General features: G+C 47.3%; 12 protein-coding genes and 1 tRNA gene. 8 read left to right on the top strand and 5 right to left on the bottom strand.

Annotated features, from left to right (window positions below):
- Positions 1 to 98: 98 nt before the first annotated feature.
- Positions 99 to 2,000 carry a cation-translocating P-type ATPase gene (locus PHE24_04085; GenBank protein MDD4902292.1) on the top strand — a complete coding sequence of 634 codons (1,902 nt, stop codon included), beginning with the start codon at positions 99 to 101 and terminating at the stop codon, positions 1,998 to 2,000.
- 133 nt (positions 2,001 to 2,133) lie between these two features.
- Positions 2,134 to 3,132 carry a hypothetical protein gene (locus tag PHE24_04080; protein ID MDD4902291.1) on the top strand — a complete coding sequence of 333 codons (999 nt, stop codon included), beginning with the start codon at positions 2,134 to 2,136 and terminating at the stop codon, positions 3,130 to 3,132.
- A gap of 128 nt (positions 3,133 to 3,260) precedes the next feature.
- On the opposite strand, the gene PHE24_04075 is transcribed toward PHE24_04080, so the two are convergent.
- Complete coding sequence (locus PHE24_04075) at positions 3,261 to 3,758, bottom strand: GreA/GreB family elongation factor (protein MDD4902290.1); 498 nt, start codon at positions 3,756 to 3,758, stop codon at positions 3,261 to 3,263.
- A gap of 156 nt (positions 3,759 to 3,914) precedes the next feature.
- Between PHE24_04075 and PHE24_04070 the strand changes: the two genes are divergently transcribed.
- Positions 3,915 to 4,346, top strand: a complete 432-nt coding sequence (locus tag PHE24_04070) for a hypothetical protein (protein ID MDD4902289.1) — start codon at positions 3,915 to 3,917, stop codon at positions 4,344 to 4,346.
- A 78-nt stretch (positions 4,347 to 4,424) separates the two neighbouring features.
- On the opposite strand, the gene PHE24_04065 is transcribed toward PHE24_04070, so the two are convergent.
- Together PHE24_04065 and PHE24_04060 are read right to left on the bottom strand one after the other, a co-directional pair.
- Positions 4,425 to 5,198 (bottom strand): ABC transporter permease, encoded by a 774-nt coding sequence (locus PHE24_04065; protein ID MDD4902288.1) that lies wholly within the window; start codon positions 5,196 to 5,198, stop codon positions 4,425 to 4,427.
- A gap of 76 nt (positions 5,199 to 5,274) precedes the next feature.
- On the bottom strand, positions 5,275 to 6,246 hold the full coding sequence (locus tag PHE24_04060; GenBank protein MDD4902287.1) for an ATP-binding cassette domain-containing protein: 972 nt from the start codon (positions 6,244 to 6,246) through the stop codon (positions 5,275 to 5,277).
- 243 nt (positions 6,247 to 6,489) lie between these two features.
- Between PHE24_04060 and PHE24_04055 the strand changes: the two genes are divergently transcribed.
- A complete protein-coding gene (locus PHE24_04055; protein MDD4902286.1) occupies positions 6,490 to 7,311 on the top strand; it encodes an endonuclease/exonuclease/phosphatase family protein in 822 nt (273 codons plus the stop codon).
- Positions 7,312 to 7,315: 4 nt separating this feature from the next.
- On the opposite strand, the gene PHE24_04050 is transcribed toward PHE24_04055, so the two are convergent.
- Positions 7,316 to 8,026: a glycosyltransferase family 2 protein gene (locus tag PHE24_04050; protein MDD4902285.1), complete on the bottom strand. Its 711-nt coding sequence runs from the start codon at positions 8,024 to 8,026 to the stop codon at positions 7,316 to 7,318.
- Positions 8,027 to 8,277: 251 nt separating this feature from the next.
- On the opposite strand from PHE24_04050, the gene PHE24_04045 reads away from it, so the two are divergent.
- From PHE24_04045 to PHE24_04030, 4 genes are all read left to right on the top strand, one after another.
- Complete coding sequence (locus tag PHE24_04045; GenBank protein ID MDD4902284.1) at positions 8,278 to 8,589, top strand: hypothetical protein; 312 nt, start codon at positions 8,278 to 8,280, stop codon at positions 8,587 to 8,589.
- A gap of 176 nt (positions 8,590 to 8,765) precedes the next feature.
- Positions 8,766 to 9,059, top strand: a complete 294-nt coding sequence (locus PHE24_04040) for a hypothetical protein (protein ID MDD4902283.1) — start codon at positions 8,766 to 8,768, stop codon at positions 9,057 to 9,059.
- A gap of 39 nt (positions 9,060 to 9,098) precedes the next feature.
- On the top strand, positions 9,099 to 9,377 hold the full coding sequence (locus tag PHE24_04035) for a hypothetical protein (protein ID MDD4902282.1): 279 nt from the start codon (positions 9,099 to 9,101) through the stop codon (positions 9,375 to 9,377).
- A gap of 768 nt (positions 9,378 to 10,145) precedes the next feature.
- A tRNA-Lys gene (locus PHE24_04030) sits at positions 10,146 to 10,218 on the top strand.
- A 295-nt stretch (positions 10,219 to 10,513) separates the two neighbouring features.
- Here the strand turns inward: PHE24_04030 and PHE24_04025 are convergent.
- Entirely contained in the window at positions 10,514 to 12,043 is a 1,530-nt protein-coding gene (locus PHE24_04025; protein ID MDD4902281.1) for a cohesin domain-containing protein, read from the bottom strand.
- Positions 12,044 to 12,205: the final 162 nt, after the last annotated feature.

Here is a 12,205-nt window from a genome sequence, read left to right as displayed (position 1 = left end):
CTTGCCGCCGGACGAAGTCTTTATCATCGCTCGCTCGGAAATAATATCCGCGCGGCGCGGGATTATTTCACTCGCTTCGCTTGATAATAAAAATTTTTATGTTAAAAAAATTCGAAGTTTATTTTGATAAAATTTACGCGGCCGTTTTGATTTGCCTGTTGCTGATTTATTATTTTCGTTTCGCGCCCAGGGCCGATCTGCTGATCATTTTTATCGTCGCTTCCTTGGTCGGCCTCCTGCCTGTTTTAACAAGCGCCATCCGCTCGATCAATAAGCGCCAGATTTCCGTGGATCTGCTGGCGAGCATCGCCTTGATCGCGGCCATGCTGGCCCGAGAATGGACTTCGGTGGTTTTTATCAATTTGATGCTGACTTCCGCCAGGATCTTCGGCGCTTACACGGAAAATAAAGCGCATTCGGCCTTGCGGAGCTTGCTGAAACTGCGTCCGGAAAAAGCCCGCGTTAAGCGCAACGGCAAGATCATTAAAATTGCCACGGAAAAGATCAGAGTCGGCGATCTGGTGATCATTGCCGCCGGCGAAAGAATTTCCGTCGATGGCACCGTAATCCAGGGTGAGGCAGAGATTGATCAATCTTCTTTGACCGGCGAATCAGCGCCGGTGGCGAAAAAGATCAATGACCCGGTTTATAGTTCGACGCTTAATCTTGCCGGTTCGCTGACGGTGCGGGCGGACAAGGTCGGCCGCGACACGACTCTGGAAAAAATCGTCAAGCTGGTGGAAGAATCGCAAAAAAATAAATCGAAGATCCGCACGACGGCGGAAGTTTTCGCCACCTGGTATATTATTTTGACGGTTGGCGGCGCGTTCATTGTTTTTTTTCTCACGCGAAACATTGATTTGGTTCTGTCATTATTATTAGTCGCTTGCGCCGATGATATTGCCGTGGCCGTGCCCATGGCTTTTTTGGCCTCGGTCGGTTATGCCGCTCGCCGGGGAGTGATCATTAAGGGCGGAGAATTCTTGGAAGGCTTGACGGGAGTCAAACAAGTTCTCTTGGATAAAACCGGCACGATCACCGCCGGCCGGATGAAAGCCCATGATCTTACGGTTTTTTCCGGTTTTACCGAGCAGCAATTATTATCTTACGCCGGCAAGGCCGAAAGCGTTTCTACCCACCCGATCGCCCAATCGATCTTGGAATACGTCAGATCTCGCGGCGTCAAGATCGAGGAGCCTGATATTTTCAAGGAATCGACCAGCCAGGGGATCGAGGTCGGCGGCAAGGATGAAAAGATCGTCTGCGGCAAAATTTCCTTTTTAGAAAAGGAGAATGTGCGCTTTGACGAGGAACAAAAAAAGATCATCGCCCAAGAGGAAGCCAACGGTTATACGCTGGTGGCGGTGGGCTATAACGGCCGGCCGGCGGGATTTTTGGCGCTCTCCGACGTGATCCGTCCGGGTACGGAAAAAGTCATCAGCGAGCTCAATGAGCTGGGTATTAAGAAGATCGTTATGCTGACCGGCGACAATGATAAAGTCGCGGCCAGGATCGCCAAGCAATTGGGGATCAAGGAGTATCATGCCAATCTTTTGCCGCAGGATAAATTGGACTTCATTAAAAAATCTTTGAGCCGGAAATACAAAACCATCATGGTCGGCGATGGCGTCAATGACGCGGCGGCGATCTCTTTGGCTGATATCGGCGTGGCCATGGGCGCGATCGGTTCAGATTCGGCGATCGAAGCGGCGGACATCGCCTTAATGAAAGACGACTTATCGGAATTGCCGGAAATGATCGAACTGGGAAAATATACTACCCAGATATCCGGGCAAAATTTTTGGATCTGGGGCGTGGTGAACGTGGTCGGTTTTTGCCTGGTTTTTTCAGGCATGCTTAATCCGGTCGGCGCTTCAGCTTATAATTTTGCCACTGATTTTTTCCCGCTGCTTAACTCCATGCGTCTCTTTACTCTGCATCTTAAGCTGAGCAAGCCATCGTTCACCATTAAGAAATCAGGAGTTGCCTTGGAAAATTAATTTTATTATTCCTGCGCAAAATCGGGCTTATCGGCCCGATTTTAATATTGGCCGATTGACAATTATTCCTTTAGCCATTAAGATAATCGGTTACATCGGTTCTTTTCATCGACTAATCACAAGGAGGATAACCATGCAGAAACCCCATGTTTATAAGAAGCTTCCCATCCGGAAACTTTGGCGCCTGGCGCATGCTTTGGCAGTCAAAAACAACATTGATCTTTCCCGAGGCGAACCGGCTTATTTGAGTCTGCTCAAATTTGTGCCGCCGGAAGATCTTCATCTTTGGCCCCGGGATCTGAGAGTGTATAACGCGAATAGAGAAAGATACAATTCTTCCTTTTTCATTGCGCCGGTACAACATTTCAACAAGTACCGGCGTCTGGAAGGCGCTCCGCTGCGCAATGAGCTGATTAAGATGCGGCACGCCTTGGCTAAAAGCGAACGTGAACGCCAGGACCAAAATGAAAAGCAGGCTAAGCTGATTGATTTTCTCAAGGAACGGGTCGCCGCTTTAACGAAAAGTTCCCCGGCGAGAAATAAGGAAAGCAATCCCGTCGAATCCGGAAAAGAGTCGGGGATGCTGCGGGAGAAATTGGCCGCCCGGGATGCGGAATTGGCCGTGACCAGAGAAGCCGCCGCTAATTTCCAAAACGAGATCGAGTCGTTGCGGGAGAAAGTGGCGGAGCAAGAGTTGGAGCTCATAACCTTCAGGAAGGCTTACGGCAAAGTTCAGCCGGCCGAACCGCCTGCCGAAGCCGCCAGAAAAAAAAGAAGCTATTCGCGGGGTTCGATCTGGGAAGCCGACGAAGCTTATTTCGGCGGAAAGGTCAAAGGCGTTTGTTCGGATATTCTGGACACCAAAGATGTCGATTCCCCGGCACTCCGAGAAAAAATGATGGAAGAAAGGCGGGAGATCTATGTGAAAGTGGGGGATAGATGGTTTTATTCTCACGCGATCTATCTTCGCCTGGTAACATGCAACCCGGTAAAGAGCAATAAGCAATACGATGAACTGCTTTCCCGGATAAAGAACGTGGATATCCGGAAGATGTATCCGAGTTCCGCCGATTATAACAATGTTCATCGTTTTCCGAGCCGATCTTGCGAAACTCTGTCCCAGGCCGCTTGAAAAAATACCCCCGTTCCCATGATTGGCGAACGGGGTTTTTAAATAAAAAAATCCCCTCTGTTAAGAGGGGTGGTTCCGCCGCCTCGGCGGGACGGGGTGTGTTATAACGGGGTATAGCAAAAAATTGTTTATTCGATTTTTACTATTTTATATTCAACAGTTTTATTGGCAAGTTTAACGCTTATTGTTTCGCCGATTCTTTTTCCGAGCAAGGCCGAGCCGAGCGGGGAAGAGGCGGAAATTATTCCGGCTGCCGGATCGGTTTCGGTTGAGCCGAGAATTTGGAAAGTTTTTTTCTTTTTAGAGCTCTCTACCGTCACTAAACTGCCAAGGCCGACCACGGTCTTGTTTTTGTTCGGTTCGATTATTTCAGCGCGGGCTAGCTGATCCTCGGTATCTAACATCGCCTGATTCAGCCCGCGGAGCCGGCCCTTGGCGATCTGGTAAGCGGCGTTTTCGGAAAAATCGCCCATGGCCGCCAAGCGTTTTACTTCGGCAGCCAGCGGCGGGCGGATTTTTTTCATCCGCGCCAGATCAGCAGTCAATTCAGCGAATTTAGCCTGGGTCATTTTTGGATCCGGCTTGCCCCGTAAATATTTATCGGCTTTTCTTATCGGTTGGCGCATAAAATTTTTATTAGTATATAATCATAATAGGCCAATTAGATTTTTTTATCAATTCAAGTCTCTTGACTTAAAAATAAAATTATGGTAATAAAATGGGATATCATAAAGTCGGTTAAATAAAGTTGATCTTACCTGTTCTTTAGAAAGGAGCCGAAGATGATTGTTAAAAAACGCCTTTGGGAGCAATTAGTAGCCGAAATATTGGCAATCGTCAGCGGCCCGGGCGGCGTATTGGAAGGCAGCGGGGCAAGCGTGCCTTTCCCCGGTTATTTTAAAAAAGCGATTGTCGAACCGGGCAAATTCAGCATCGAGAGATTGATCATTGAATTCGAATTAAGTTTCAAGTGCAGCTGCCTGACACATGGGGTGCCGGAGATTGAGGTTAAGGAAAAGATTGCCGCGGTGATCAAAAATTTGCCTTCGCGAATCAAAGGCCGAACAGGAATTAAGATTAGAGAAACGATCGCTGATACCGCTTTTCGCCAAGACATAGAGGTTGCTGTCGGTTATAGATTCGCGGAATTTGAAAAGAAATTTAAAAGATCTCAGGCAGAAGCGAGGCAGGCTATGGCTCCCGAAACAGATTGATTTTGCGCAAGTTTTCTTGCGCAAAAAACCCCGGACAAACTCCGAGGTTTTTTTATTTGATATTAAAAATATGTTTTTTTACAATTTCATCCTTTCGAAGGCGAAAGCGCCGACGACGAGAGTGAGGGCGGCAAAGCCGGCCATGACGCCGAAATCCATCCAGACGGAAAATTGCGAAGCGCCGAGAATAATGCTCCTCATGCCGTCGACCGAATAGGTGAGGGGATTGATGAAAGTGAAAGGCGCGATCCAGACCGGCAATTTATCGATAGGGAAAAGCGCGCCGGAAAGAAAGAAAAGCGGAAAAAGCAAAAAGCTGGAGATCAATTGAAAGCCTTCGAAACTGTCCATCATTGAGCCGATCGCCAAACCGATGCTGACCAAGGCGGTGGTGGTAAAAGCGATAATAATAAGGCACAGGACGAACTTAACAATGTCGATCTGTAATCCGGCGATTACTCCGGTGGCGCCGAAGATCCAGCCGATAGTCAGAAGGATCATCGATTGGATGAGCGAATCAGTGGCCCCGCCGACGACTTTGCCGGCAAAAATTGAAAAGCGCGAAACCGGAGAGATTAAGACTTCTTTAAGAAAATCGATTTTGCGATCCCAAACGATATAAATGCCGAAAAAGATCGAGGAAAATAAAACCGATTGGGCGAGTATTCCGGGGAAAATGAAAGCCTGGTAATTGACGCCGGTGATGGAGATAGCCGAACCCAGGCCGCCGCCAAAAAGCAAAAGCCAAAGAACCGGCGTGACGATCGCGCCGACCAACCGGGATTTTTCCCGCTGAAAAACTTTCAGCTCCCGGTACCAAATGGCCAGAATGCCTCGAAGTTCGCTGTTCATTAGATGAATTTAAGAACAAAGATCAAAGAGCAAAGAACACATTTTAAAAATGCTCTTTGTTCTTTTGTTCTTTGCTCTATTTTTTCGTCCGATAATTTATCATCCGCGCGCCCCAGCCGCCTTCGGGAGAATCTTCGCGGATCTCCCGGCCGGTATAATGCAGGAAGACATCACTCAAGGTCGGAGTATGAACTTCCACCGAATCGACTTTGCCGATGGTCTGCAAAATTTCCGCCAAGTGTTCGCTGGCATTAAGCACTGTCAATGAAACCACGCCGTCCTTAAAATCAGTCTTGGAGACATAGGACAATTTTTTTATTTCTTCCAGGCGCGGCTCGCTTATTTTTATCTTGACCACATCGCCGCCGATCACTTCTTTAAGCTTTGACGGCGCATCAAGCGCGACAATTTTTCCCGCGTCGATGATCGCCACCCGGTCGCAAAGCAGATCAGCTTCTTCCATATAATGAGTGGTGATGATGACGGTAATATTCATTTTGCCGGCCAGATCTTTGATATAGCGCCAAAGATGGTCGCGGGTCTGCGGGTCCAGTCCGAGCGTCGGCTCGTCCAGAAATAAAATTTTCGGGTAATGCATCAGGCCGCGGCCTAATTCCAGGCGCCGGCGCATGCCGCCGGAATAATTTTTAACCAGTTCATCTTTGCGTTCGGTCAATTCCACCAACTGCAAAACTTCCTTGATCCTTTTTTCCCGTTCCACCGGCGGAATATTGTAAAGCATGCCGTGCAATTTCAGGTTTTCATAGCCGGTCAAGGTATCGTCGCTCGAAGGATCCTGGAAGACCATGCCGATCGACTTGCGGACCTTGCCCGGTTCTTTGACAATATCAAAACCGTTGACCGTTGCCGTTCCCGAACTCGGTTTGACCAAGGTCGTCAGCATCATCAGCGTCGTGGTCTTGCCCGCGCCATTGGGCCCGAGCAAACCGAAAATTTCCCCTTCGGCGATTGCCAAATCAAGGCTATTGACCGCGGTCAGCCCCTTGTATTTTTTGGTCAGATCCTTTGTCTCAATAATAATCGGCATGGGAATATTATAGCATAATTCACGAGACAGGGTATGAAATAATCATTTAGACGTATTTTTTTTGTTTTTTTTGATTTCTACGAACTACGAATATTTACGAATATACGAATTATAAATTAACCCATCATCATTAAATTTTATGTTTAAACGGACTAAATTGCTTTTTCGTATATTCGTATAAATTCGTAATTCGTAGAGAAGCGCGATTGGCTTTTTTCCGCTTAAAGTTATAAAATGATATTTATGGAACAACAATTAAAAATCATCACTTTCAATATTTGGGATTTGCCGCTTTGGTTCAACAAGGAGCGCCGAGCAAGGATTGCCAAGGTCGCCGAATATTTAAAAGGAAAAAATGCCGATATCATCTGTTTGCAGGAAACTTGGGATAAGGATAACCAGCGCCTGTTAAGAGAACGGATGGGACCGGAATATTTTTGCGCGTTCGGCGAAGATAGATCGAAAAAATATTGGCTGAAGGATTTTTCCAATTTTTGCGGCGGGCTGATGATCTTTTCCAAATTTCCAGTGAGCAAGGAAAGTTTTTTTCCTTTTTTTCGTTATTATTCTGTCTGCGAAATGTTCGGACACAAGGGATTCCTGGAAGCGGTGGTGGAAACTCCCCGGGGAAAATTACGGGTGATCAATACTCATCTGCATTCTTGGATCTTCTGGGGAAAAAAATTCCGCCTCCAGCAGTTAAGAAGAATAATGGACCGCTTGGGGCCGGATAGGACCCCGGTGGTGATGGGCGGTGATTTTAATCAACACGATATTTTGAGCCATGAATCTTTTGCGGCGATGCTGGCGACCAATAATTTCTCCATCCCTGCCAGTGAAGGATTATTATTCAGCCTACCGACTTATCGCAAGGAAAACCCCTTGGTCGATAGGTGGCCGAACCGCGTGCCGTTTTCCCATCGGCTTGATTATATTTTTACCAGAGGCTTGGAGCAGTGGGGCTTTGCCGTCAAAGACCATCGCCCGATCGTCCTCGAGCCGCCGTTATCCGACCATGATCCGGTCGAACTGATATTAACCAAAGAAGACGATGCTTTGATCTGACGGTTCAAGAGTATTTTTTGTCGAAGAATATTTTCAAATAAGTCACCATATATCTCGCTGCCAGCCGCAAGAATCCAACTTTGGCAAATCGGCGCGGAGAGCTTTTTATGATCAATTTCGTATCAAACAGGATTGGTCCGGCTCTTCGGGAAACCATAATGGCGATGGCGGCGTCATCTCCTTGCCAATAATCAAGAGCGGGAAGGCCGCCGATGGCATCCAAGGCGGCGCGGCGGGCGGCGAAATTGCCGCCGATGATCACTCCGCATTTTTTTCTGAATATCATTTCCAAAAGAGCCGGAGCTTTAGGCATCAGGCGCCTGGTGTAAATTGAGTCCAAAAATTTTTTTAAGCCGGTAAAGCCATAATCATACGGTCCGGAAACCGCCACGAAATCAGGAGTTGCCAGATCCTGGCCGATCATTTCCAGCCAATTTGGCGGAGGAATCGAATCGGCATCGAGGAAGGCGATTATCTCGCCTCGGGCTTTGTCCAATCCTGCCTGGCGGGCCAGGTTCGATCCTTGTTTTTTTTCTCCGATCACCAAATCAGCGCCGGCAATCGCCGCGATCTTGGCTGTATCATCCTTGGAATTATTGTCAACGACAATAATTTCAAAATCGTTCTTCGCGACAGTCTGGGCCAATAGCGCCTTGACCGCCGCGGCAATGCTTTCGGCTTCATTATAAGCCGGAATAACCACGGAAAATTTCATAAATTTATTTGATTGGTAATTAAATTAATTTTATTATAAGTTTACGCCGTATTTTAGTCAATTTAAAAATTTATTTTTTATCCGGGAAGATTATGATCTTGGCTATTATTGAACTTGAAATAGCCAAGCTAAAAGAGAATTTTTAGGAAGTCGCGGGGTCTGAAAAAGTTTCTACTATTGACAAGGCGTAATTATTATGCTTTACTGAAAGTAGTAATAAAGGTCAATGTTCATTTTTTCCAGGAGGATTTATGAGTATGGGAGTTTCGTTTAAAAGCATAGCCAGCCTGATCGATTCGGATCGCCCGGCTGATCATTATACCTTGGTCGTGACCGGCGATGCGGCAAGCCCCCGTGCCGGGGAAACCTCTCTCAGAATCTACGCGAATTCCAGGGGGTTAACGGCCGTAGTGAAAAAAAGCGGTAACGAGGTGGATTCGGTCGAAATTAAGGGGCAAGGACAGGAGCTGACGCAGTTTTTCAAATCGATCGAAGAAGAGAGGATTAGCAGGCTATGGCTGGCGGAAACAATTCCGACCAGGGCTGACATAGTCTGCAGCTGAGTTTGCTTCCTCTAATCATGAGCTAAGGGCCATTCCGCGAGAATGGCTCTTTTTCGTGAGCGATAGTCAATGATCAAGATTAAAGGATTGACAAAATTATTAGCCGATGCTATAAGACAATTATCTGTTTAGATGGGCCTTGAGGATGTTCTTTGCTAAAAAGGAGAAAAATAATTATGGCGGACAATGGAATTATCCACACGGTAAAAGCATTGGAAAGAGCCGCTCCCGGACTAATCTTTTTGGTGATTAAAAGCGATACAATGGTGATCCCCGACAAATCGATCAAGTGTACGATCAAAGACGATGCCGAAGGAATAACAGTGATCATCAAAAAGCAGGGGAGCCAGATCGTTGAAACCAACTTATGCGGGACGCGGAATGAGCTATTCGATTTAATCGTACCGTTGAAGTTGAGCCATGTCCACATTTTGCGTCGGCTGGAGCGGCGGACGCAGACGCAATTTTAGCGGACGCGGAGCTTGATCTTTTTTAAAAGGAGAACGATCGTGGAAAAAAATAGGGTCGATTTGAACCGAGTAAAAGTCTTGGGACTAGAACGAATTCCGCGCACTAACTATGGTCTGCGGATGAAGTTGGAAGGCAAAGGTGATTACCTGACATGGGATGGCATGGTCACTCTGATGGTATTGTCGGGCGTCGATTTTGTCACGGCTGACATTAAACCGGAGGGGATCAATCTCCAGGGAACAGAAAAACAGCTCCGCGGTATGATCAGCGGGCTTGGCGCGCATGGTATCGCCGCTCTGGCGCCCGAGAAGGTATAAAAGAATAGCAATGCTGGGTCGAACCGTTCTGGGAAAGAGCGGTTCTTTTTTTTGCCCTTGGCAGGGGATTTGGCCTGAACCAAAACGTCGCCTGACTGTTTTTTTAAAACATTTTTTAGTAAAACTAACGAGCCGTTTTTTATCCACTTGACCATATTTGTCCAGGAGGTTATTATATAATTAATTCTTCCGTTAGAGCGAGCGGGGAGTCGAGCGGTAGTTCGGAACGTTAAGGCTTTTCGGTTCTGTATCCAGTACTGTTCGGTTCTGTCAGTGTGTTTTTTTCTGTTCGTAGTAATCGAGTCCTCCTTTCTGTTAAGGGTGATGATGGGACCGCTTTCTCCTCGCTCGTTTTTTAAAATTCGCACCTTCATTAAAAAGTTGTCCTTTCGCTAAATCTTCTGTCTGCCATACCTCCGAAAAGCCTCTGCATCTCGCGGGGCTTTTTTCTTTGGCGGAACTATGCTTAGATGAACTTGATTTCCTCTTGCCAAATTTTCATTTATTTGTTATTCTAAAATAGAAATAAATCACCAGTGGGTGTTTTTTATTTTATTTTAGGGTATAATTAAGATAATTCTTAATTTATAATTTTTAATTCATAATTGGATGAGGCGCCCATAGCTCCCCGCCATGAAGACGGGGCAAGCAGCCGGTATCCGCGACATGCCGCTGTGCGGCTGCGCGGAGTGAGCTCACGGCCTTCGGCCGATGTAGCGGTGAACAGCGAGTTCAATAAGTAAAACTTTATTTAAATATAAATATTCTGCGCCCATAGCTCAGCTGGTAGAGCAGCTCCCTTTTAAGGAGAAGGTCACAAGTTCAAATCTTGTTGGGCGCACAAAAAAAACAAGCCGGGTGGCTTGTTTTTTTTGTGCGCTGGTCAGGAACGAGCTATGAGCGCCGACGGAAGGAGGCGCGAATAAGCGAGTGTCCGTCCGCCCCGGGCGGACGCTGACCCTGGACGAGGGAGTGAGCCGCTTTCCGGCGGCGAGCGACCGAGGGTGCGCTGGTCAGGAGCGAGCTATGAGCTGAGGCGGAAGCCGAAGCGAATAAGCGAGTGTCCGTCCGCCCCGGGCGGATCCGCCGCCAAGCGACCGAGATTTTTTAATTAAGTAGTTTTATTGGCGTAAAGACTATTTTTTATCCCGATATTTTTCTTGATCTTTAGCTGTTGCCGGGCGTCTACGGCCGCGGAACAAATACCAGAATTGGATAACTAATAAAATAATCAGCACCAAGAAAAGAATCACTGCGCCAAGCGTGCTCATGGCCAGAGAGATAATTTTCGAAATTAGCGGCTGTTCGACAAGGATGGTTATTCTTTCCGAAGGATTGCTTTTGGCGCCTCGTTCATTAACCGCTTCCGCCCAAAGCTGATAAATTCCGCTGGCTAATTTTTTATCATAGCTAAAAGCGAAATTGCCATCCTGATCGCCCTTTACCGCGAAACTTTGCGGGCTGTTATTTCCTTTTTGGAGCCAGATGATCAAATTGCCATTGCGATAAGTCCGTCCCTCGGCCGCGAGAATACCTTCAGTTGACATGACAAAAGGATATTTAGTGAAAACTGGCGGCTGGACGGAAGTGATAATGAATTTATCGGTGAGGGAATTATAATTTCCGGCTCGGTCAAAGACCTGGGCGAAGAGATAGTGTTCGCCCGGATTTTGCAACGGTAAAACATAGGAGGCGGTTCCAGCCGCCTCGGCAGGAATAGCGATAGTATTACCGCCATCAATTTTTATTTGATAAAATTCCACCCCGGACAAAGTATCGGTCGCCGTCAGGAGTATTTTGGGTTGCGGGTCGCCGGTCTCCTTGCCGTCAATAAAGCTAAGGCTGAATTGTTCCGGCGGCTTGGTGTCAATTTGGAAGGGGAAATGGGCGATATCACCCCAGCCGGCCTCGTTGCGCAATTGCACATGCAAATACCAAACGCCGTCTTCCAAATCGCTGAATTTAATTTCGGCAAGAGGCGGGCTATAAATGGTTTTGGGGCGCGAATCAGGGGATTTATCATTAGATATCCTGTCTGCCGTAATGTCCGGAGTGATCAGCCAGGTGAATCGGGGATTGTTGTCGCTATACCAGGGAAGAGGGGCGGGATGAGTGAGAGAGGTGATTATGGGAGAAGGAGGAATGCCGGCGGCTGGAGCAGGCGTGATCACCGGCGGCTGCGGGACGGCGGCGCTGATGGAATAATTTGCCCGCCCGGCGCCGGAAAGGATGCTGGTGCCATTGCCGTCGTTGGCTAAGACCTGGCTCGCTGAAAAAGATAGCGAGGCGGTTCCGATAGTCTTGGCTTTGAAGGTGATGGTAAGTATTTTTCCGCTCTTGCCGCTAAATCCCGGGTTCAGCACTATACCTTCAAAATTTATTGTTCCTTGAGCGTTAGCGTAAGCCGGCTCCTTGATCCATAAACTAAAAATTGATCCGCTTTTGGAGAGAGAAACAATTTCCAATTTATCCGCGGGAAAGGAGATCACGCCAGAGGCCGCGTTCATCGCCTGATCCTGGCTGGAGACGTAGACGCTGACGGAAAAATTTTTGCCCGCGGCATAAGAGCCCGAAGCCGGAGAAAAATACAAGCTGGCGGCTTCTGCCGCCGCGCTTGAGACGCTAAAAATCACGAATATAAAACTAAAAAACACTAAAATTTTCATGAGTTTTCGCGCAGGTATTCTTGTTATTTCGTGTTTCTTCTCCATAAATTTCTAGTAAAATAGCCGGCAATAATTAAGACCAACGCGACAATCAGCATTATTAAAACAATGGCGTTCCGGGCGATAATATCGATAATATTTTGATAAGCTGTTATCGGCTGG

The organism is Patescibacteria group bacterium (assembly GCA_028707065.1).
Taxonomy (GTDB): Bacteria; Patescibacteriota; Patescibacteriia; order Patescibacteriales; family WJLG01; genus JAQTUZ01.
This window is presented reverse-complemented; position numbering and strand designations above follow the sequence as displayed.